Origin of the sequence: Kitasatospora sp. GP30, from assembly GCF_029892145.1 — a bacterium.
In the GTDB taxonomy this organism is placed as follows: Bacteria; Actinomycetota; Actinomycetes; order Streptomycetales; family Streptomycetaceae; genus Kitasatospora; species Kitasatospora acidiphila.
Genome location: NZ_JARZAH010000031.1, coordinates 53,052 through 74,140, shown reverse-complemented (window position 1 = coordinate 74,140; position 21,089 = coordinate 53,052). Strand labels below are relative to the sequence as shown.

Annotated in this window: 18 protein-coding genes; 14 read left to right on the top strand and 4 right to left on the bottom strand. The window is 72.3% G+C overall.

Annotated features, from left to right (window positions below):
- Positions 1–27: 27 nt before the first annotated feature.
- The 11 genes from P3T35_RS30480 to P3T35_RS30430 all read left to right on the top strand — a co-directional run bounded on the left by P3T35_RS30480 (position 28) and on the right by P3T35_RS30430 (position 12,069).
- Positions 28–723, top strand: coding sequence for an ABC transporter ATP-binding protein (locus tag P3T35_RS30480; RefSeq protein ID WP_101383339.1), 696 nt, complete (start codon positions 28–30; stop codon positions 721–723).
- On the top strand, positions 720–2,384 hold the full coding sequence (locus tag P3T35_RS30475) for a hypothetical protein (RefSeq protein WP_101383338.1): 1,665 nt from the start codon (positions 720–722) through the stop codon (positions 2,382–2,384). The genes P3T35_RS30480 and P3T35_RS30475 overlap by 4 nt, the downstream gene beginning before the upstream one ends.
- Positions 2,385–2,456: 72 nt before the next feature.
- On the top strand, positions 2,457–3,266 hold the full coding sequence (locus P3T35_RS30470; protein WP_101383337.1) for a class II aldolase/adducin family protein: 810 nt from the start codon (positions 2,457–2,459) through the stop codon (positions 3,264–3,266).
- Positions 3,267–3,398: 132 nt separating this feature from the next.
- Positions 3,399–4,034, top strand: coding sequence for an HAD family hydrolase (locus P3T35_RS30465; RefSeq protein ID WP_280708576.1), 636 nt, complete (start codon positions 3,399–3,401; stop codon positions 4,032–4,034).
- Positions 4,035–4,131: 97 nt separating this feature from the next.
- A complete protein-coding gene (locus P3T35_RS30460; RefSeq protein WP_101383336.1) occupies positions 4,132–5,310 on the top strand; it encodes a helix-turn-helix transcriptional regulator in 1,179 nt (392 codons plus the stop codon).
- 55 nt (positions 5,311–5,365) lie between these two features.
- Positions 5,366–5,578, top strand: coding sequence for a hypothetical protein (locus P3T35_RS30455; protein WP_101383335.1), 213 nt, complete (start codon positions 5,366–5,368; stop codon positions 5,576–5,578).
- Between the two features lie 179 nt (positions 5,579–5,757).
- Positions 5,758–6,183, top strand: coding sequence for an ATP-binding protein (locus P3T35_RS30450; RefSeq protein WP_143676975.1), 426 nt, complete (start codon positions 5,758–5,760; stop codon positions 6,181–6,183).
- 272 nt (positions 6,184–6,455) lie between these two features.
- Positions 6,456–7,478 carry a 2-dehydropantoate 2-reductase gene (locus tag P3T35_RS30445; RefSeq protein WP_180356706.1) on the top strand — a complete coding sequence of 341 codons (1,023 nt, stop codon included), beginning with the start codon at positions 6,456–6,458 and terminating at the stop codon, positions 7,476–7,478.
- A 33-nt stretch (positions 7,479–7,511) separates the two neighbouring features.
- Positions 7,512–8,261, top strand: coding sequence for an alpha/beta fold hydrolase (locus tag P3T35_RS30440; RefSeq protein ID WP_101383333.1), 750 nt, complete (start codon positions 7,512–7,514; stop codon positions 8,259–8,261).
- Positions 8,262–8,624: 363 nt separating this feature from the next.
- Positions 8,625–10,511, top strand: a complete 1,887-nt coding sequence (locus tag P3T35_RS30435) for a putative Ig domain-containing protein (RefSeq protein ID WP_180356705.1) — start codon at positions 8,625–8,627, stop codon at positions 10,509–10,511.
- 100 nt (positions 10,512–10,611) lie between these two features.
- Positions 10,612–12,069 (top strand): M1 family metallopeptidase, encoded by a 1,458-nt coding sequence (locus P3T35_RS30430; protein ID WP_280708570.1) that lies wholly within the window; start codon positions 10,612–10,614, stop codon positions 12,067–12,069.
- Positions 12,070–12,084: 15 nt separating this feature from the next.
- Here the strand turns inward: P3T35_RS30430 and P3T35_RS30425 are convergent, their stop codons facing one another.
- The 4 genes from P3T35_RS30425 to P3T35_RS30410 all read right to left on the bottom strand — a co-directional run bounded on the left by P3T35_RS30425 (position 12,085) and on the right by P3T35_RS30410 (position 18,754).
- Positions 12,085–14,739 (bottom strand): SpoIIE family protein phosphatase, encoded by a 2,655-nt coding sequence (locus P3T35_RS30425; protein WP_101383332.1) that lies wholly within the window; start codon positions 14,737–14,739, stop codon positions 12,085–12,087.
- Between the two features lie 127 nt (positions 14,740–14,866).
- Entirely contained in the window at positions 14,867–15,577 is a 711-nt protein-coding gene (locus P3T35_RS30420; RefSeq protein ID WP_280708594.1) for an NAD(P)-binding domain-containing protein, read from the bottom strand.
- 104 nt (positions 15,578–15,681) lie between these two features.
- Positions 15,682–16,425: a PIG-L deacetylase family protein gene (locus P3T35_RS30415; protein ID WP_101383331.1), complete on the bottom strand. Its 744-nt coding sequence runs from the start codon at positions 16,423–16,425 to the stop codon at positions 15,682–15,684.
- Positions 16,426–16,492: 67 nt separating this feature from the next.
- A complete protein-coding gene (locus P3T35_RS30410) occupies positions 16,493–18,754 on the bottom strand; it encodes an MMPL family transporter (RefSeq protein WP_101383330.1) in 2,262 nt (753 codons plus the stop codon).
- 113 nt (positions 18,755–18,867) lie between these two features.
- Between P3T35_RS30410 and P3T35_RS30405 the strand changes: the two genes are divergently transcribed.
- The 3 genes from P3T35_RS30405 (at position 18,868) to P3T35_RS30395 (ending at position 21,080) form a co-directional block, all read left to right on the top strand.
- The gene (locus P3T35_RS30405; protein WP_101383329.1) at positions 18,868–19,476 is read left to right on the top strand and encodes a TetR family transcriptional regulator; all 609 of its coding nucleotides are present in this window, start codon (positions 18,868–18,870) and stop codon (positions 19,474–19,476) included.
- A gap of 147 nt (positions 19,477–19,623) precedes the next feature.
- Positions 19,624–20,244, top strand: coding sequence for a cyclodeaminase/cyclohydrolase family protein (locus tag P3T35_RS30400; protein ID WP_101383328.1), 621 nt, complete (start codon positions 19,624–19,626; stop codon positions 20,242–20,244).
- Entirely contained in the window at positions 20,241–21,080 is an 840-nt protein-coding gene (locus P3T35_RS30395) for a bifunctional 5,10-methylenetetrahydrofolate dehydrogenase/5,10-methenyltetrahydrofolate cyclohydrolase (protein ID WP_101383327.1), read from the top strand. The genes P3T35_RS30400 and P3T35_RS30395 overlap by 4 nt, the downstream gene beginning before the upstream one ends.
- Positions 21,081–21,089 lie beyond the last annotated feature (9 nt).

The window sequence follows — 21,089 nt, the reverse complement described above, 5'->3', positions numbered from 1 at the left end:
GACCGCACATCGAGAGGCACCCCACTGATGGCCGAGAAAACCAAGGCACTCCTGCAGCTGTCCAAGGTGAGTCGCAGCTACGACAACCGGATGGCGCTGCATCCGATCAGCCTGTCGCTGGCGGCGGGCGAGTGCGTGGCGCTGCTCGGGCACAACGGCTCGGGCAAGTCGACGCTGCTGCGGGTGGCCGCGGGGCGGGAGCGGCCGACCGCGGGGACGGTGCGGTTCGACGGGCTGCCGATGGACGAGAACGATCCGCGGATCCGGGCCCGGGTGGCGGTGGTCGGCGACACGGTGGCGCACTATCCGGATCTCACGGTCCGCGAGCACCTGCTGCTGGTCGCCGTCGCGCACGGGGTGGCCGACTCGCAGGAGTGGGTGGCCCAGGTCCTTGCCGACCGGCTGCTCACCGAGCGGGCCGACGTGCTGCCGTCGGCGCTCTCCTCGGGCCAGTTGCAGGCACTGCTGCTGGCCTGCGCCCTGGTGCGGCCGCGTGACCTGCTGCTGCTGGACGAGCCGGAGCAGCGCCTCGACCCGGAGGCCAGGCGACAGCTGGCCGAGTTGCTGCGCGGCGAGTTGGCGGACGGCGTGGCGGTGCTGCTGGTCACCCACCACACCGACCTGGCGCGTGAAGTGGCCGACCGGGTAGTGGTGTTGGAGGACGGCCGGGTGCTGGCCGAGGGTCCGGCGGACCAGGCGCTGACCCGGGTGGGTCTGCGGTGACGGCCTCGCAGACCGAAGCGCCCGCGCCCTGGACGGAGGCGGACGACTGGACCCCGGAGGCACTGGCGCTGCTGCGCCGGCTGCGCGCCCCGCACCGGGTGGGCCGGGCCAAGCAGGTCGGGTTCGCGCTCTACTGCGTGCTGCTGGGGCTGGTGATCTGGGGTGGGATGCCGAGCCTCGGGCTGTTCCTGCAGCAGCGGATGGGCGCCGACTACACCGGGCACGGCGGCCAGCTGCTCGCGGCGCTGCCCACCGGGGTGACGGCGGTCGCACTCGGCACGTTCCTCGTCATGCTGCGGGACGCGATGTGGCGCGGGCCCGTGGTGCCGCCGCGGGCCGCGATGGACTGGCTGCTGGCGCATCCGGTGCGGCCCCGGCCGGTGCTGCGGCCGTGGTTCTGGCTGTCCTGCGCGCTGGCCGCCTTTCCTGGGCTGGTCGCGACCTGCGGGGCGATGGTGGCGCTGGGGTTGATGGACCGGGTGGGGCTGGCGGCGGCGTTCGGCTGGTGCCTGGTCGGCGGGCTCGGTGTGCCGCTGCTGGCCACCAGTGCGGCGGTCTGGGTGGAGCGCAGCGACCGGGCCGCGCGCTGGGTGCGCCGGCTGACGCCGGCCGCCGTGCTGGCGGTGCTGGGGCTGGCGGTGCAGTGCGGGTTCGCGGTGGCGGGGCACCGGGTGGGGTGGCTGGAACGCGGTGAGTTGTGGTCGGGGCCGTGGGGGTGGGCCGGGATCGCGGCGCTCGGGCCGACCCATGCGTCCGTGCCCGGTGCCTGGGTGGCGGCGGCGCTGCTGGTCGGCGGCACCGGGGCGGCGCTGGTGCTGGCGGACCGGACGGCGGCGGCCATCCCGCTGCACCGGCTGCGGGAGCGCGCCCGGACCGCCGCCGGCGTGCTGGCCGCGCTGCGCAAGGTCGAGCTGCGAGCCGCCCGGCTGGCCGTCAGCGGCGCCGGCGGGTCGCGGCCGTGGCATCGGCTGCGGCTGCCGGTGCCGCGGCAGAAGTGGCTGATCGTGCCGTGGCGGGACGCGACGGCACTGCTGCGGGCGCCGTCCCGGCTGGGGCGCGCGGTGCTGCTGACCGCGCCCGCGCTGCTCTGCGCGGTGCCGGCGCACAGCACTCGCGGGCTGCCGTCCTGGGTGGCCTCGGGGGCGGCGCTGCTCTTCGGGTACCTGGCGGTGGCGCAGTTGCTGGAGCCGGCCCGGGTGGACACCGACGATCTGCGGCGGTCCTCCTGGTCGCCGTACCGGATCACCGGGTTGATGCTGCGGCACGCGATCGTGCCGGTCGCGCTGGGCGGGTTGCTGGCCGTGGTGGCGGCGCTGGTGGTGACCCTGGCCGGCGGCGGTCCGGCGGTCTGGCTGGCTCCGGTGCTGGTGCCGGCGCTGGTGGCGGCCGGTCTGGTGAACGCCTGCCGGGGCGTGATGCGGCGCGATCTGATCATGTCTCCGGCGGGGGGTGCGGGCGGTGGCACCGGGCCGCTGGTGTTCGCCGCCTGGTATGCGGCGGGGCCGGCGCTGGCGGTGCTGGTGCTGTCGGCGCCGCTGTCGGACGCGCTGCGGGCGGACACCACCACGGCCTGTGTGCCGGTGGGCGCGCTGGCGCTGGCGCTGGCGGCGGTGCTGGGCTACTGGGGCTGGGAGCGGGCGGGGAAGCTGACGGCGCGATAGGTGCATTGTCGTATCGGATGTACGCGCGTATCTTCTGGGCGCCGGTCTTCGTCTGCCGAGAAGGAGTCCTCCATGAGCGCCAGCCCCACCGAGCCCGTCGCCGGCCTGGTCGGCCCGGCCCCGACCGACGTCACCATCCCGCTGCCGCCCAGCTTCGCCACCGTCGAGGAGGAACGGCAGTACCGCAAGGAGCAGTTGGCGGCCGGGTTCCGGCTGTTCGGCAAGTTCGGCTTCTCCGAGGGCGTGGCCGGGCACATCACGGTGCGCGACCCGGAGAACCCGAACTGGTTCTGGGTCAACCCGTTCGGCATGTCGTTCAACATGATCAAGGCCTCGGACCTGCTGCTGGTCGACCACCAGGGCAATCTGCTGGCCGGGCGGCGGCTGGTGAACAAGGCGGCGTTCGTGATCCACTCCGCGGTCCACGCGGCCCGGCCCGACGTGGTCGCGGCGGCCCACTCGCACTCGCTGCACGGCAAGGCGTTCTCCAGCCTGCGCATCCCGCTCGACCCCATCACCCAGGACGCCTGCGCGTTCTACCAGGACCACGGCCTCTACGCGGACTTCCGCGGCGTGGTGACCGAGGCGGAGGAGGGCAAGCGGATCGGTGCGGCGCTCGGCCCGCACAAGGCGGTGATCCTCGCCAACCACGGTCTGCTGACGGTGGGTTCGACGGTGGCCGAAGCGGTCTGGTGGTTCGTGACGATGGAGCGGTCCTGCCAGGCGCAGCTGCTGGCGATGGCCGCCGGCACGCCCCACCTGATCAACCACGACACGGCGCTGCAATCCCGGGAGCAGCTCGGCGGCCCACTGGCCGGCTGGTTCCAGGCGCAGCCGCTGTTCGACCAGATCCTGGCCTCTGACCCGGACCTGGTGGACTGAGCCGATCCCGACGAGAGCGCACCCTGTCCAGGAGCACCACCAGGCGCCGCCCGCGCCCCGGGCGGCGCTGCTGGACGCCGCACTGGGTGCTTTCGCGGAGCACGGTTTCCAGGCCGCGCTACGCTGCCCCCCATGACGATCAAGGCGGTGGTGCTCGACGTCGGCGAGACCCTCACCAGCGACACCCGTTACTGGCGTGACTGGGCCACCTGGCTCGGCGTCCCCGCGCACACCATGTCCGCACTCGTCGGCGCCGTCCTCGCTCAAGACCTGGACAACGCCGAGGCGATCCGCCTGATCCGCCCCGACTTCGATGTACCTGCGGAGTGGGAGCTGCGGCGTGCCGCTGGCCACGACGAGTACCTCGACGAAACCGACCTGTACCCAGATGCCCGGGCTGCCCTCCAGCGACTCAAGGACACCGGGATCTGGGTAGGGGTGGCCGGCAACCAGAACGTGCGTGCAGGCGAGTGCCTCCGGCGGCTGCTGCTGCCCGTCGACGGGATCGCCACCTCCGCTGAGTGGGGCGTCGCCAAGCCGTCGCCGAGTTTCTTCCAGCACCTCATCGACTGGGTCCCGGCTCAGCCACATGAGACTGTCTACGTGGGCGACCACCCGGCCAACGACATCACCCCGGCTCGGAGCGCCGGGCTCCGCACCGCGCACATCCGCCGCGGCCCGATCGGCTACCTGCGGTCCGCGCCCGACGCCGAGTGGACAGTCAACTCGCTCGCCGAGCTGGCGGATCTGCTGACCCAATCAGTATGAAGAAGCACACCATGGTGGAACGCTGAAGCACTTCTGGTCCCTGGGCCATATGGACCCGGGTACCGTCCCGAGTAGTCGGCACGGAACGGAGTCCAGTATGCCCAGCGCCGTCCTGCTCGGATACCGAATCGCTACAGCCCGCGCGCTTGCCGGCCTGACACGAAGCCAGGTGTCCGAAGCGTCGGGCGTGTCCGTGAGCATGCTTCGCAAGCTGGAGAGCGGCGAGCGCAGCCCGAGCGACGCGGTGCTGGACGTGCTGGCCGAAACGCTGGGCACTACGGCTGACGAGTTGCTCGGAGGCCCGGGCCGGACCGACAGCCGCGTTCACCGAGCGATCCCGGCCGTTCAAAGCGCCATTGCCACATACGATCTGCCGGATGACGGCCCGATCAGGCCGACCGAGGCCCTGATTCTGGGAGTTGACGAGCTGACGCACCACCGTGTCAACTCCCGCTACGGCCAACTCGCCGAGCAGGTACCGCCGCTACTGGAGGAGCTGTTCCGCGCCCTGGACACGGCAACCGGTGGCCACCGACGGCGCGTCGCCCATCTCCTGACGCTCGCACTCCGAGCAGCGGACGCTGTTGCCTACAAGTTCGGCTACACCGACTTGTCGGCGCGGCTCATCGGGCTGATGCACTGGGCAGCAGACTTCGCCGAGGATCCGGCGCTGCTCGCTGCCGCAGCCTATGTGCGAATCGAGATCTACTTCGCCTCGGACCGACTAAGTCAGGGCCTCCGGTCGGTTGAGACCGCCCTCGACGCAATGCCGCCACTCAACACGGTCACCCAGGTAGCGTCGGCTGCGGCTCTACACATGAGGGCGGCCGTAGTCGCTGGCCGGATGCGCAACGCCGACCAGGCCCGCGACCACCTCTCACTCGCCGAACTCCTAGTCCGGCAGGTGCCGGAGCGCCTGTACGACGGAACCGCAGTCGGCCCGGACTCCCTGCGGATTCACCAACTGGCGGTCGCCGTCGAACTTGCAGACCCAGCCGATCTCGACCGCGCGATGGCCGGGGCCAACCGCTGGGAACCTCCGCGAACTCTGGCAGCCGAGCGCCGCTCGCACTACTACATCGATCTCGGCCGCGCGCAGATGCAGTTGGGACAGCGCGAGCACGCCCTTGAGTCGTTGCAGGTCGCACGGCGCATCGCGCCCCAGCATGTGCGGGAGCACGGCCAGGTGAGGGCTCAGCTGGCGACAATGCTGAGGCTGTCCCGAGGCCGGAACGAGGAGTTGCGGGCCTTTTGCCGGTGGACCCGTGCTGTCTGAGCGAGTGTCACAGGGTGTGTCACTTCGGCCCTTTCGGGCGGCCGATCATCCCTGTATGACTACGCGACCCGATCCACTTGAGCTCACCAACGACGAGTTCGCCTGTCCTTTCGACCAGGCCGTCGCCCTCTCCGAGCTGCGCTCCCTCGGGCGCTCGCTGGACCATCTGGTCACCTCCCGCACCGGCGCGACCGAGCGCGAGCTGGACGCCACGCTCCTCCTGATGAAGCAGGTGCACCTCGGAATCGTTATCAACCTCACCGCCTAGCCCGGCGGTCTGCATGCCCCACCGTCGGTGGGCGGGACCACCGCCATAGACCCCCGCGCGGTCGAGCTTGGGGAAGAGGCCACGCGGGCGGCCCGCCGCGGTCGTCGCACTGTGCACGGCGTCCGACCGGGGCGGGCCACCACCCCCACAGGGGGAGATCTACCTGCACAGGAGCACTCATGTCTCTCGTTCCCTTGCTCACATATGCCGTTGACGGGCCGTCCGATCCCGACGACGAGGACACCCTCACCGCCCTCGTCGTCCGCGCCACCGTGGGCACGGCCCGCCATCGCCTCCGTGACCACCTCACCGCCCACGGTCTGGACCCCGACGACGCCTGCCTGGTCCTGTCCGAACTGCTCGGCAATGCCTTGCTGCACGGCGGCGAGACCGCCGCCGTAGCCTGGCGACTGTCCGGCGACCGCCTCCGCATCGGCGTTGCCGACACCGCCGCCCTCAGCCTCCCGGTCATCCAGGACGCCTGTACCCGCGAGGGCGGCCGCGGCCTGCTCCTCGTCGAGCAACTCGCCCATTCCTGGGGCGTACGGCCACTCGGTGCCCTCGGCAAGGAAGTCTGGTGCAACCTGGAGGTCAAAGCTGCCTGACCGGCGGCCTCCAACGCTCTCGGCATACGGAATTCGCGCTCACTGAACGGCCCTAGCGGCGCGGCCTTACCCATGGTTCGCCCCGATCCCGGTCCTGCCTAGACTGGACCGACAGAAATCCGGCCAACTGCGGGGCCACGAAGCGCGCGGGCGACAGGTGCGACAGCAACAACTGGCACCAGGGCGGCCCCACCAGCCGCCCAACGGACAGGCCTCCATGGGAGTGGCGCTTCCTACCGCCCCTGCTGGGCGCTCACTACGAGGAGGGACGGATGGCGCGGCCGCGCATCGCCGTGTTCGGCGCCGGGAGTGTGGGCTGCTATCTGGGCGGCCATCTCGCGGCGCACGCCGACGTCACGCTGATCGGCCGGCCGTCCGTGCTGGACGCGCTGGCCGACGGGCTCACCCTCTCCGGCGGCGACCGGCCGCCCCGGACGGTGCCGCCCGGGGCGTTCACGGTGGCGACCGATGCGGCGGCGGCCGCCGGGGCGGACTACGTGCTGGTCGCGGTGAAGAGCGCCGCCACCGCGGCGGCCGCCGAGGAGTTGGCGCAGGTGCTGGGCGAGCGGCCCGCCGTGGTGGTCAGCTTCCAGAACGGCCTGCACAACCCGGCGGTGCTGCGGGCTGCGCTGCCGCGGCAGACGGTGCTGGCGGGCATGGTGCCGTACAACGTGCTGCAGACCGTGCCGGGCACCTTCCACCGGGGCACGGCGGGGGCGCTGATGGTGCAGGACGAGCCGGCGGCGGCCGCCCTGGTGGCCGCGCTGACGGCGTCGGGGCTGGCGGCCCGGACGGCGGTGGACATCGAGGCCATTCAGCGGGCCAAGCTGCTGGTCAACCTCAACAACGCGATCAACGCGCTGTCCGGCCTGCCGCTGCGGGAGCAGCTCGGTCAGCGGGCGTTCCGGCGCTGCCTGGCGCTCTGCCAGCTGGAGGGGCTGGCGGCGTTCCGGGCAGCGGGGCTGCCGGTGGCGCGGCTGGGGCCGTTCCCGGCGCCGGTCACGGCCCGGGTGCTGGGGCTGCCGGACCGGGTGTTCCAGCGGCTGGCGGCGGCGAGTCTGCGGGTGGACGACCAGGCCCGGTCCTCGATGTGGGAGGACCTGCGGCGGGGGCGGCCGACCGAGATCGGCAGCCTGCAGGGCGAGATCGTGGATCTGGCCGCCGAGCACGGTCTGACCGCCCCGGCCAACGCCCGGCTGCTGGAGCTGGTCCGGGCCGCGGAGCGGGCCGAGCCGGGCCACGCGCGCCAGTGGTCCGGGGCGCAGTTGCTCGCCGAGGTCCGCGCGGTACGCTGACCCGGACAAGATCGACTGGGGGAGCGAGCGGGCATGGGCAGCACGACGGCCGAGCAGTGGTTCCGGTGCCTCACGCCGCCGACGGCTACTCCCCGACTGCGGCTGCTCCTGTTCCCGCACGCGGGCGGCGCAGCCGGCTACTTCCGTGCGTGGGGCCAGGCCGTCCCGGCCGGCGTGGAGGTGCTGGCGGTGCGCTACCCGGGCCGGGAGGACCGGTTCCGGGAGCCGCTGATCGGCTCGGTCGCCGGGCTGGCCGCCCCGATCGCCGAGGCCTGCGCCTCGCTCACCGATGCGCCGCTGGCGTTCTTCGGCCACAGCATGGGCGCCATGGTGGCCTATGAGACGGCGCGCCGACTGGCCGGCCACTCGACGCTGCGCGCCGTGTTCCTCTCCAGCCGCCCCGCTCCCGGCCATGAGATCAAGCGCGGCCTGGCGAACGTCACCGAGGCCGAGCTGATCGCCGATCTCACCGAACTGGGCGGCACCGACGCCGAGTTCCTCAAGTACCCGGAGCTACTGGAGCTGATCCTGCCGGTGCTGCGGAACGACTACTCGGTGGTGGACGGCTACCGTCCGGAACCGGGCGCCGCACCCCTGGAGCTGCCGGTGATCGGCTACTTGGGCGACGCCGAGCGGTATGTGGACGAGGCGGGAGTGGCTGCCTGGGCCGAGCGGACCAACGGCCCGTTCGCGCTGCGCTCGTTCACCGGTGGGCACTTCTATCTCGCCGACCACACCCAGGAGTTGCTTGGCGACATGCTCGGGCGGCTGGGAATTCGATAACGGTCGGCGCCGCCACCGGCAAGCATCACGACCGATCGGTCGGTCGGGGCACGAATTTGGCGTTCGCACCGTTGACCGCAACTTGCCAACTCTGCTTTGCTTCACGGCAGCGAACGGCGCATCAACTGCCCTACGGTTGCGGACCGTTGCCGCGACCCGCAAGTTTTGCTCCCCCCACTCGCGCGGTGTGAACCCCAAACAGCCGCGTCCCTAGGCTCAGTGCCATCCAGCACGCCAGGCCGGACCCATGCGTCACGCGGGCCGGCTCCTCAAGTGCGCCTCTCGCAGTCGACCCCACAGAGCCGACCGTCCGTGCCCACCAGGCACGTTGACGGTCTGCAGGAGAGAGGATTCCCCCCACAGATGGGTACTCCCCAGATCCGCGGTGCCGCCAGAGCGGCCCTGACCGGCGTAGCGGCACTGTCGCTGATCACCGGTGTCGCCATGACCGCGGCCGCGTCTCCGGCCAGCACCTCGTCGGCCACCAGCCAATCGGTCGCGAACCCCTACAACCCGTCGTACAACCACTCGTACCGGCACGGGGTCATCCCGACCATTCAGCAGAACTCCAAGATGAAGTCGTGGGACGCCGGCCACCCGGCCGCGACCGCGGCCACCGGCCCGGAGACGCTGTCCTACGGCGGCGCCATCGACGGCGTCGGCGTGAACAGCGGCCACGCCAAGGTCTACCTGGTGTTCTACGGTAGTCAGTGGGGCTCACAGAGCACCGACAGCAACGGGAACGCCCAGTTCTCCGGCGACGCGGACGGCGCGGCCGGCGCGGCCCAGCAGATGTTCAAGGGCATCGGCACCAACAACGAGCTCTGGTCGGCCGACCTGACCCAGTGGTGCGACGGCCCCAACGTGGCCTCCGGGGCGACCAGTTGCCCGTCGAACGCCAACTTCATCCCGTACCAGACCGGCGGCGTGCTGTCCGGCGTCTGGGAGGACACCTCGGCCGCCTCACCGAGCGCCGCGAGCGGCAACCAGCTGGGCCAGGAGGCCGTCAAGGCGGCGGCCCACTTCGGCAACACGGCGTCGGGCTCCAACCGCAACGCGTACTACGTGATCATGTCGCCGACCGGGACCAACCCGGACAGCTACCAGGGCCAGTACTGCGCCTGGCACGACTACACCGGTGACTCCTCGCTCACCGGCGGCGCGGTCAACTCGCCCTACGGCGACATCGCGTTCAGCAACCAGCCCTACAACATGGACTCGGGCTCGGGCTGCGGCGTCGGCTTCGTCAACTCACCTGGTACCCTTGATGGTTGGACCATCACCCTGGGCCACGAGTGGCACGAGATGATGTCCGACATGAACCCGGCCGGCGGCTGGACCAACCACGTCTCGGGCAGCTCGTTCAACGGTCAGGAGAACTCCGACGAGTGCGCCTGGCTCTCCCCCGGCACCACGGGCGGCGCGGCCAACATCTCGTTCGGCTCGTTCGGCACCTACCCCGAGCAGGCCAGCTGGTCCAACGACACCAACGCCTGCGCGATCTCGCACCCGATCGTCAACGGCGGTGGCGGCGGCGGCAACACCGTCACGGTGACCAACCCTGGCAGCCAGAGCGGCACCGTGGGCACCGCGGTCAACCTGCAGATCAGCGCGAGCGACTCGGGCTCGGGCCAGACCCTGACCTACTCGGCCAGCGGCCTGCCGGCCGGCCTGTCGATCAGCTCCTCGGGCGACATCACCGGCACCCCGACCACCGCGGGCACCTCCTCGGTCACCGTGACCGCCAAGGACAGCACCGGCGCCTCCGGTAGCGCGTCGTTCAGCTGGACCGTCTCCGGCTCCGGCGGCGGTGGCGGCGCCATCACCAACGGCGGCTTCGAGACCGGCAACCTGACCGGCTGGACCTCCAGCGGCAACACCAGCGTGACCAGCTCGGCCGCCCACAGCGGCAGCTACGGCGCGATGGTCGGCTCGGCCAACCCGAGCAACACCTCCTCCATCGCGCAGACCTTCACCGCCCCGAGCGGCTCCAGCAAGCTGTCCTTCTGGTACAGCAACACCTGCCCGGACACCGTGACCTACGACTGGGCCACCGCCACCCTGAAGGACAACACCACCGGCACCACCACCACGGTGCTCGCCAAGACCTGCGCCGCCACCTCGGCCTGGGTCAACAAGACGGCCAACGTCACCGCCGGCCACAGCTACACCCTCACCCTGACCAACAAGGACGACAACTACCCGGGTGACCCGACCTACACCTACTACGACGACGTGACCGTCTCCTGACGATCACTCAGCTCACCCCCGGAGGGCCGTGGCGACTCGCCACGGCCCTCCGGCCCGTCCGGCGCCAGGTCCACCCCCACCTCTGGATACACTCCGCGAGGTGACGATTACTCGGAGCACTGCGCTCGCCCTCGCGTGCTGGCTCGCGCTCACCCCAGCAGCCGTGGCGGCGCCCGCTGCGGATGACCCGGTCTTCCCCGGGCTCGGCAGTACCACCTATGACGCGCTCGACTACCACCTGGCGTTCGACTACCAGGAGGCCGACCGGACGGTGGCGGCCACCGCCGTGATCACCGCGCGCAGCCGCCAGCGCCTCGACAGCCTCGATCTGGACGCCCTCGGCCTCGCGGTGCACGGCGTCACCCTGGACGGCCGGCCAGCTCAATTCAGCGCGCACAACGAGAAGTTGACCGTCACCCCGGCCCGTGCCGTGCGCGCCGGCGACCCGTTCACCGTGCGAGTCGACTACACGGCCGATCCACGCGCCAAGCTGCCGCACACCGGCTGGGTGCCGACCGCCGACGGCTTCGCACTGGCCGGCCAGCCCATCAGCGCGCACACCGTCTTCCCGTGCAACGACCGACCGGACGACAAGGCCTCGTTCAGCGTCTCGGTCACCACTCGGGACGGACTGCTCGGGGTGACCGGCGGGCTGCCGACCGGGAGCAGCGAGCACGACGGGCGCACCACCCGCCACTACCGCTACCGCGAGCCGATGGCCACCGAGCTGCTCCAAGTCGCGGTCGGCGACTACGTGCTGAATGTGCATCGCGGGCCGGACGGCCTGCCACTGCGCGATGTGGTGCCGGCCGCGCGACTGGGGGCACTGAAGCCGGCACTCGATCTGATCCCTGATCAGATTGCTTGGGCAGAAGGGCAGTTGGGCCCATTCCCGTTCGAGACCTACGGACTGCTGCCAGTGGACACCGACGCGCCCGACGCCTTCGGCTTCACCGGTCTGGAGACCCAGACCCTGACGCTCTACAAGCCCGGCTTCCTGACCCAGGCCGAACCGCTGATCGGCTCCCACATGATGCACGAACTGGTGCACTCCTGGTTCGGCGACAGCGTGACGCCGCGCAGCTGGGCCGACCTGTGGCTGAACGAGGGGCACGCCGACTACTACGGCCTGCGCTACCGCTACGAGCGCGGCTGGTCGGATTCGCCCGGCGTGACCTCGATGGAGGACCGGATGCGGGCCAGCTACGCCGAGGGTGACCAGTGGCGCCACGACTGGGGTCCGGTGGCGGAACCGGCCGCCGCCGACCTGTTCGCGGAGCAGCGCTACCTCGGCGGGGCGCTGGTGCTCTACGCCCTGCACGAGAAGGTCGGGGACGAGGCCTTCCGGCGGATCGAGCGGGCGTTCCTGGCGCGCTACCGGTACGGGGTGGCCGGCACGCAGGACTACATCGCCATCGCCTCCGCCGTGGCCGGCCAGGACTTGTCGGGCTTCATCAGCGACTGGCTCCACGGCACCCGGACGCCACCGATGCCGGGTCACCCGGACTGGCGGGTGCAGCCGGTACGGCCGGTGCAGCCGGTACGGCCGGTTAGCTGATCAAGCGCTTACTGATCAGGTGACTTCCTGCTCAGCCCAGATGACCTTGCCGCTCGCGGTGTAGCGGGTGCCCCAGCGTTCGGCGAACTGGGCGACCAGGAAGAGCCCGCGCCCGCCCTCGTCGGACTCGGCGGCGTAGCGCAGGTGCGGGGAGGTGCTGCTGCCGTCGGACACCTCGCAGGTCAGCATCCGGTCGTAGAGCAGCCGCACGGTGATCGGCTCGCCGCCGTAGCGGATCGCGTTGGTGAGCAGTTCGCTGAGGATCAGCTCGGTGGTGAAGGTCTGCTCGTCCAGGCCCCAGATCTCCAGTTGGCGGGTGACCGCGGCCCGCACCTCGCGCACCGCGGCCGGGTCGGCGAGCACCCCCCACTGCGCCACCCGGTCGGGGGGCAGGGCGCGGGTGCGGGCGACTAGCAGCGCGACGTCGTCGGTGGGGTGGCCGGGCAGCAGCGCGGCCAGCACCGTCTCGCAGGTCTGCTCCGGATCCGGGCCGGAGCGCTGGAGGGCCTGGCGCAGCAGCTCCAGGCCGGTCTCCAGATCACGGCGGCGGTCCTCCAGCAGGCCGTCGGTGTAGAGCACCAGTCGGCTGCCCTCGGCCAGCTGCAGTTCCACCGCCAGGAACGGCAGCCCGCCGACGCCGAGCGGCGGTCCGGCGGGGATCTCGGGGAACTCGACCGAGCCGTCCGGGTGCACCACGGCGGGTGGCGGGTGGCCGGCCCGGGCGATCGCGCACCGGCGGGTCACCGGGTCGTAGACGGCGAACAGGCAGCCGGCGCCGGTCACCGCGTCGCTGCTGCCGGGCTCCTGGCGCTGCTCCTGGTCGAGCCGGGAGACCAGCTCGTCCAGGTAGGAGAGCAGCTCGTCGGGCGGCAGGTCGAGCATCGCGAAGTTGTACACGGCGGTGCGCAGCCGGCCCATGGTGGCAGCCGCGTGCAGACCGTGCCCGACCACGTCGCCGACCACCAGCGCGACCCGGGCGCCGGGCAGCGGGATCAGGTCGAACCAGTCGCCGCCCACTCCGGCCTGGGCCGGCAGGTAGCGGGAGGCGACCTCCAGGGCGTTCTGCTCGGGCAGGCCCTGGGGCAGCAGGCTGCGCTGCAGGGCCACCGCCATGCCGTGCTCACGGGTGTAGCGGCGGGCGTTGTCGATGCAGACGGCGGCCCGGGCGCCGAGCTCCTCGGCCAGCGAGAGGTCGTCCGGTTCGTAGCGCGCCGAGTCGCCGGACCGCCAGAACTTGGCGATGCCCAGCTGCACCCCGCGCGCTCGCAGCGGTACCCGGATCACCGAGTGCGCGCCGGTGGCCAGCACGGCGGCGGACCGCTGCGGATCCTGGGCCTGCCATTCGGGCGAGTTCGGCAGGTCGGTGTCGAGCACCGCCCGGCCGGCGCCCAGGCTGCGGCCCTGCGGTGAGGCGCGCTGCACGGTGATGGTTTGGCCGACCGGGTAGTACGCCTCCGGGTCGAGCGACTCGGCGCCGTACAGCGCCACCCGTTCCATCTGCAGGCTGTCCTCGGGGGCCGGCTCCTCGCCGGTCAGCACCGGCTCGGCGAGGTCCACCGTGACCACGTCGGCGAACCGCGGCACGGCCACCTCGGCCAGTTCCTCGGCGGTGCGGGTGACGTCGAGGGTGGTGCCGATGGCCACCGAGGCGTCGTAGAGCAGGGTGAGGCGGCGGCCGGCGGCCTCGGCCCGGTCGGAGGCGGTGTGCAGTTCGGTGGAGTCGCGCAGGGTGACCACGCTGCCGGGCGGGCCGCCGGCCTCGTCGGTGGTCCGGATGTTGACCACCAGCAGCCGGCCCTGGCTGACCAGCACCTCGTCGTTGACGGCACGCCCCGAGGTGAGCAGGTCGGTGGCGCGGTGGTCCAGCCCGAGGTCGGTGACCGCCCGGCCCTCGGCGTCGACGGGCAGGCCGAGCAGTCGGCGGGCCTCGTCGTTGGCGAGCAGCAGGGTGTCGGGGCCGCGCTTGGCCGCGCCGATGATCAGTACGCCCTCGCGGACCGCGTGCAGCACGGCGTCGTGGTGCTCGTACATCCGCGTCATCTCGATCGGGCCGAGCCCGCGGGTCTGGCGGCGCAGCCGGCGGCTGGCCAGCGCGGTGCCGATGGTGGCCAGGAGCAGCGCGCCGCCCGCCGCGCCGAGCACCAGCGGCAGCTGGTTGTCCACCACGTTGGTGACCTTGCTGATGGTGATGCCGGCGGAGACCGCGCCGACGATCGTGCCGTCGGTGTCGTGCACCGGGACGATGGCCTGCTCCAATCGGCCGATGGTGCCGTTGATCTGTTCGGTCACCACCTGGCCGTGCAGCGCCGGCTGGTAGTTGCCGACGAACTTCTTGCCGATCCGGTCGGGTAGCGGATGGGTGAGGCGGATGCCGTCGGTGTTGATCACCACGATGAAGTCGACGCCCGAGGCGACCCGGGCGGCCTCGGCCTTGGGCTGCAGGATCGCCGTGGGGTCAGGCGTCTTCATCGCCGCGGCGGTGCCGGGCGCGTTGGCGAAGGTCTGGGCGACGGCGACCGAGCGGTTGCGGGCCTCCTTGGTGCTGTCGTAACTCGCTTGCAGCACCAGGGCGGTCACCGCCGCCACCACCAGTAGCAGCACCACCAGCACCTGGAGCGCGAATACCTGCCCGGCCAGGCTGCGCACCCGCGCCCGCTTCATCCGGGCCATGGGCCCATATCTACGCCGAATCGCGCGCGGGGGCCACCGGGGCTCGGCTACACCGAACCGCGCGCGAGGTCACCGGGGCCCGGGCCTCCCCCACGGATCGCCCGGGCCCCGGGCACCCGCCTCCCGCTCAGCCGCGGAAGTCCGCATGGCGCTCCGGACTCGCCTCGGCCAGCGCCTTGGTGACCTCCGGGACGCCGGCCCGCAGGCCGTAGGCCGGGGTGCCGGGCTGCTGGCGCCAGGAGTCGTCGAGCCCGCCGGCGTCCACCGTGTCGAAGCCGATCTCCTCGATCAGGGCCCGCACGGTCTGCTTGGCCGCCGCGTCGTCGCCGGCCACCGGGAGGGCGAGCCGGTCCGGATCGCCGGCCGGGCGCGGCCGCTCCAGGAAGTCCTGGGCGTAGGTGCTGTTGAAGGCCTTGACCACCGGGTGGCCGAGGTGGCTCTCGGTCCAGCGGCTCTCGGTCAGGCCGTCGTCCTCGATCCCGGCGATCCGGCCGTCGCGCTGCGGGTAGTAGTTGCCGGTGTCGACGACGACCAGGCCGTCGGCCGCGCCCGCGAAGACGCCCTCGGGCAGGCTCGGCACGGCCTTCAGCGGGATGGTGACCACGACCAGTTCGGCGCCCTTGGCGACCTCGGTGACCGGCACCGCGGTGGCGCCGGTCTCGGCGGCCAGCTCGGTCAGGGTCTGCGGGCCGCGCGAGTTGGCCACCGCCACCTGGTGGCCGAGGGCGGTGAACCGCCGGGTGAGATTGCCGCCGATGTTTCCGGCGCCGATGATGCCGATCTTCATGGTGCGCTCCTCGGGTGCTGCGCGGCGGCTGCGGCCGCAGTGCTCGGTGATCGTCAACCGCCGCTCCCGGGAGGCTATTTCCACCTAGCCGCAGAATTTTTGAAGTCAGATTTTCAGATCGGAACGTGGATCGCTGGAACGTGCGGACGCCACACTCAGAACTTCAGCGGTAGCACCTCGAAGGAGGCCGCGAACCGGGTGCCCAACCGCGAGCCGTTGCCCCGGCTCATCGACTCCAGGAACTCCCGGGCATCACCCATTTGGCCGCCCAGCCCGGCCAGGTAGGCGGCGTGCGCCTCCAGCGAGGCGACGCCGGCCTCGAAGTAGTCGGTGGTGTCCACCCCGTGCTCGCCGACCGGGGAGGCGGCGGCCCAGAGCTGGCGCACGCCGTCCCAGGGCTGGTGCCCCTCCTCCAGCAGTTCGCGGAAGACCCAGCGGTTGCCGGCATCGCGGATCGCGTCCAGGGTGGCCCGGCCGGCGGCGATGTGGTCGGCCTGGTTGGGCACCGTACCGCCGTAGGTGTCGCGGAAGTTGGTGGTGATCACGATCTCCGGGCGGTGGCGGCGGATCAGCCGGGCGATGTCGCGGCGCAGCGGCAGCCCGTACTCCAGCACGCCGTCGGGGTGGTGCAGGAACTCCACGGTGTCCGCCCCGACCAGGGCGGCCGAGGCGATCTGCTCGGCCTCGCGCAGCGGCCCGCTCTCGGCCGGGTCGATCCCGTCGATGCCGGCCTCGCCGCTGGTCACCATGGCGTAGACGACGGTCTTGCCCTGGGCGGTCCAGCGGGCCACGGCCGCCGCCGCGCCGTACTCCATGTCGTCCGGGTGGGCGACCACGGCGAGGGCGCGGTCCCAGTCCTCGTCGAGGGGCTGGAGCGGGGGCAGGGCGGGCTCGGACATGGCGGCACTCCTTGGATCTGATCAGCTGTCAGGACCGTCATACCATCCTCCGGGCCCGCCCTGCGGCTCAGCGACTGGCGGTCGGGTGCAGCTCGTGCACGGTCGCCTCGGCTGCCTCAGCCGACTCGGTCACCTCGGCCGACTCGCCCGACTCGGTGCGGCGCCGCAGCCGCTCGCCCTCGATGTCGAGGTCGGGCAGCAGCCGGGCCAGCCGGCGCGGCAGCCACCAGGCGGCGTGCCGGGTGAGGGCGAGCACGGCCGGCACGAAGGTCATCCGGATCACGAAGGCGTCCAGCGCCACCCCGATCGCCAGAGCGAGGGCGATCTGCTTGAGCATCATGCTGTCGGTGCGCAGGAAGGCGGCGAACACCGAGATCATGATCAGCGCGGCGGCGGTGACCACCCGGGCGCTGTACCGGGCGCCGTCGTGCACGGCGCGCAGCGGCTGGCGCTTGTGCACATAGGCCTCGCGGATCCGGGAGACCAGGAAGACCTCGTAGTCCATGGCCAGCCCGAACAGCACCGCCAGCAGGATGATCGGCAGCACGCTGCTCACCGGTCCGGCCTTGTCCACCCCGATCAGCTGGTCGAAATGGCCCCACTGGAAGACGCCGACCACGGCGCCGAGGGTGGCCGCGATGGAGAGCAGGAACCCGACCGCCGCCTTCAGCGGGACCACCAGCGAGCGGAACACCAGGAGCAGCAGGAGCAGCGACAGGCCCACCACCACCAGGGCGAACGGGACCAGCGCGGCGTTGAGCTTGGCGGAGACGTCGATAGTGATCGCGGTGGTGCCGGTGACGCCGACGGTCGCACCGGTCTGCTGCTGGATCGTGGCGGCGTCGCCGCGGATCGCGGAGACCAGGTCCTTGGTCGACTGGTCGGCGGGGCCGCCGGTCGGGACCACCTGGATCAGCGCACTGTGGGTGGCCGGGTCGGACTGCGGGGCGCTGACCGCCTTGACGCCGGGCAGCGCCTTGATCGAGTCGACGATCTCGTGGGTGGCCGCGGTCGGGTCGGTGCTGTGCGAGGTGTCGGCCAGCACCAGCAGCGGGCCGTTGTAGCCGGGGCCGAACTCCCTGCTGATCCGGTCATAGGCAAGGCGCTGCGAGGAGTGGGCGGGCGCGGTGCCGTTGTCGGGCAGCGCCATCCGCAGGCTGTGGGCCGGCCAGGCGAGGGCTCCGACGGCGGCCAGCACCAGGCCGAGGGTGACCAGCGGGCGGCGGGTGACCAGGCGGAACCAGCGCTCCCCGGCGTTGGCCGGGCGGCCGTCGCTGCGGGTCAGGGCCTGCTCGCGGCGCATCGCCCGGGAGCCCTGGCGGGGCTTCAGCCGGGCGCCGGCGAAGCCGAGCAGCGCCGGCAGCAGGGTGGTCGCGACCAGCACGGCGGTGAGGACCGCACCGGCGGCGCTCAGGCCCATCACGGTCAGGAAGGGGATGCCGACCACCGAGAGGCCGACCATGGCGATCACCACGGTCAGACCGGCGAAGACCACCGCGCTGCCGGCGGTGCCCACCGCCAGCGCGGCCGACTCCTCGGGGTCGGCGCCGTGCGCGAGTTGGGCGCGGTGCCGGCTGACGATGAAGAGGGCGTAGTCGATGCCGACCGCCAGTCCGATCATCAGGGCCAGGCTGCGGGCGGTGCTGGAGATGGTGGTGACGCCGGCCAGGGCGAGCACCCCGGCGATCGCGGTGGCCACCCCGGCCAGCGCGCTGAGCAGCGGCAGACCGGCGGTGACCAGCGAGCCGAAGGTGAGGCTCAGCACCAGCAGGGCGATGCCGAGGCCGATCACGTCGCTGGCGCCGTCGCTGCCCTTGAGGGCGGTGGCCGCGTTGCCGCCGACCTGGACGTCGAGACCGGCCTGGTCGGCGCCGGCGACCGCGGTCTTCAGCTTGGGGATCGCGTCCGACTGCAGACCGCTGGCCTTGACCTCGTACTGCACCTGGGCGATCGCGGTGGAGCCGTCGGCGGAGACGTTGTGCGCGGCCATCGGGTCGACCACCTTGGCCACCTGGGGCGCGGACCGGGCGGCGGCGACCGCGTTGTGGATCGCGGCCTGCTCCTGCGGGTCGGTGACCTTGTGCCCGGCCGGGGCGGTGAAGACCACCTGGGCGCTGGTGCCGGAGTAGGCCGGGAAGTCGGTCTTCATCCGGTCCAGCGCCTGCTGCGACTCGGAGCCGGGGATGGTGAAGGTGTCGTCGAGCTTGCCGGAGCCACCGAAGGCGAGCATGCACCCGACGACGGCGGCTATCACCGCGAGCCAGAGTGCTAGGACGCGTCGCCGGTGGCGGTAGGCGAGCCGTCCGAGGCGATAGAGCAGGGTCGGCATGGCGGGGAGGCTCCAGTCTGGAGGTGCGAAAAACTGGCAGGGCTGCCACATTAACAAAGTGGCAGGACTGCCAACTTTCACCACCGGGCCGACGGCCCTGAGATGATCGACGGGTGGAGACCAGCGAAGAACCCGGACGCCGCGAACAGAACCGCCTGCGCACCCACAACGCCCTGGTGCAGGCCGCCACCCGGCTGTTCCAGGAGCAGGGGTACGAGGCGACCACGGTGCGCGACATCGCGGCCGCCGCCGGGGTGGGCGAGCGCACCTTCTTCCGCTACTTCCCGTCCAAGGAGAGCCTGGTGGTGCAGCAGGTCCGGGAGACCATCCCGCTGCTGGCCGCCGCGATCCGCAAGCGCCCGGTCGAGGAGCCGCCGCTGGTCGCGCTGCGCGAGGCGGTCCTCGACCTGGCGACCTGGCACCACACCACCCCGGCGATGCTGCTGGTCGGCCCGCAGCCGCTCTCCCCCGACCTGACCAGCCGGGGCGGCCGGTTCATCCTGTTCGACCTGGAGGAGGCGGTCGTCGGGGCCATCCTCGACCGGTCCGGCATCCCCGAACCCGAGCTGCCCGACCGGCTGCGCGCCGCCGCGCTGGGCCGCGCCGGGGTGGCCGCGCTGCGCTCCGTCCGGCTCACCTACTCCCGGCTGCCCGAGGCCCAGAAGCACGACGTGGACCTGATCGAGCTGGTCCGGATCGCCTTCGCCGCCCTCGGGGTCTGACGGGGCGTCAAGACGGTGCGTCAACTCGCAGGTTGCGGACAGGCCATCACCGGACGAACCAGCGGAAACCGGTTTGAGTAGAATCCGCCCCGGGCGCGGTCAGCGACGCCTGTGCCCTCCCTGTTACCGACTCCCTGAGGGAGACAGATGCGCGACCTGACCATCGGCGAGTTCCTGCGGCAGCTGGGGGCGCGGGTGCCGGCCCCGGGCGGTGGGGCGAGCGCCGCCCTGCACGCGGCGCAGAGTGCCGCCCTGCTGTGCATGGTGGCCCGCTACACCACCGGCGAGCGCTACGCCGACGTACAGGACGCGATCGCCCGGATCCTCGCCGAGGCCGAGGAGCTGGGCGCCACCGCGCTGCGCCTCGCCGAGGAGGACGCGGCCGCCTTCACCGCCGTCACCGACGCCTACGGGCTGCCCAAGGGCACCCCCGAGGAGAAGGCCGCCCGCTCGGCCGCGATCGCGGGTGCCCTGGTCGGCGCCGCCCAGCCGCCGGCCGACACCATCGCCGCGGCCCGCCGCCTGGTCGCGCTCGGCGAGGAGCTGGCGCCGATCGGAAACCGCAATGTGCTCACCGACGTCGCCGCCGCCACCGAGGCGGCCCGTGCCGCGGCCACCACCGCCCGGGTGAACGTCGAGATCAACCTCGGCGGGATCAAGGACGAGGCGGCCCGGACCGAGCTGCTCGCCGCCATCGCCGATGTCGACCGGATCGCCGCCGCGGCCGAGGCCGTCACCACCGCGGTGCGAAAGGAGATCACCAAGTGACCGCGACCGAGCTGAAGGGTGGCCCGCTGGCCACTCAGATCCGTGCCGACGTCGCCGAGCGCGCCGCCAAGCTGACCGAGCAGGGCCGCACCCCGCGGCTCGCCGTGGTCACCGCCACCGACGACGAGGCCAGCGCCTGGTACGTGCGCTCGATCGCCAAGGCCGCCGGCAAGGTCGGCATCACCTGCGACATCGTGGACCTCGGTCCGCAGGCGACCACCGCGGAGATCACCGCCACCCTGGAGCGGCTGAGCGCCGACGACACGGTGCACGGCCTGATGCTGCAGACCCCGCTGCCGGCCGGCGCCCGCCTGGAGGAGCTGGCCGGGGCGATCGACTTCGCCAAGGACGTGGACGGCGCCAGCCCGCTGTCGCTCGGCCGGCTGGCCGCCGGTCTGCCGGCCTTCGCCCCGGCCACCGCCGAGGCCGTGCTCACCATCCTGGAGCACTACCAGGTCGAGCTGCAGGGCAAGCACGTGGCGGTGGTCGGCCGCTCCACCGTGGTCGGCAAGCCCGCCGCGCACCTGCTGCTGGACCGCAACGCCACCGTGACGGTCTGCCACTCGCGCACCGCCGACCTGGCCGCGGTGACCAGCACCGCCGACGTGGTGGTGGCCGCCGTCGGCCGGGCCGCCCTGATCACCCCGGCGCACGTCCGCCCCGGCGCCACCGTCATCGACGTGGGCACCAACCCGACCGAGGACGGCGGCCTGGCCGGCGACGTCGACCCCGCGGTGGCCGAGGCCGCCGGCGCGCTGACCCCGGTGCCGGGCGGCGTCGGCCCGGTCACCACCGCGCTGCTGCTGCGGCACACGGTGGAGGCCGCCGAGCGCTGACCCTCGTGC

Coding starts and splice junctions, on each gene's coding strand:
- P3T35_RS30415 (WP_101383331.1), bottom strand. CDS start 16,425: ATGTCCGAGCCCGCCCTGCCCCCGCTCCAGCCCCTCGACGAGGACTGG.
- P3T35_RS30410 (WP_101383330.1), bottom strand. CDS start 18,754: ATGCCGACCCTGCTCTATCGCCTCGGACGGCTCGCCTACCGCCACCGG.
- P3T35_RS30425 (WP_101383332.1), bottom strand. CDS start 14,739: ATGGCCCGGATGAAGCGGGCGCGGGTGCGCAGCCTGGCCGGGCAGGTA.
- P3T35_RS30480 (WP_101383339.1), top strand. CDS start 28: ATGGCCGAGAAAACCAAGGCACTCCTGCAGCTGTCCAAGGTGAGTCGC.
- P3T35_RS30465 (WP_280708576.1), top strand. CDS start 3,399: ATGACGATCAAGGCGGTGGTGCTCGACGTCGGCGAGACCCTCACCAGC.
- P3T35_RS30445 (WP_180356706.1), top strand. CDS start 6,456: ATGGCGCGGCCGCGCATCGCCGTGTTCGGCGCCGGGAGTGTGGGCTGC.
- P3T35_RS30470 (WP_101383337.1), top strand. CDS start 2,457: ATGAGCGCCAGCCCCACCGAGCCCGTCGCCGGCCTGGTCGGCCCGGCC.
- P3T35_RS30400 (WP_101383328.1), top strand. CDS start 19,624: ATGCGCGACCTGACCATCGGCGAGTTCCTGCGGCAGCTGGGGGCGCGG.
- P3T35_RS30455 (WP_101383335.1), top strand. CDS start 5,366: ATGACTACGCGACCCGATCCACTTGAGCTCACCAACGACGAGTTCGCC.
- P3T35_RS30435 (WP_180356705.1), top strand. CDS start 8,625: ATGGGTACTCCCCAGATCCGCGGTGCCGCCAGAGCGGCCCTGACCGGC.
- P3T35_RS30450 (WP_143676975.1), top strand. CDS start 5,758: ATGTCTCTCGTTCCCTTGCTCACATATGCCGTTGACGGGCCGTCCGAT.
- P3T35_RS30460 (WP_101383336.1), top strand. CDS start 4,132: ATGCCCAGCGCCGTCCTGCTCGGATACCGAATCGCTACAGCCCGCGCG.
- P3T35_RS30440 (WP_101383333.1), top strand. CDS start 7,512: ATGGGCAGCACGACGGCCGAGCAGTGGTTCCGGTGCCTCACGCCGCCG.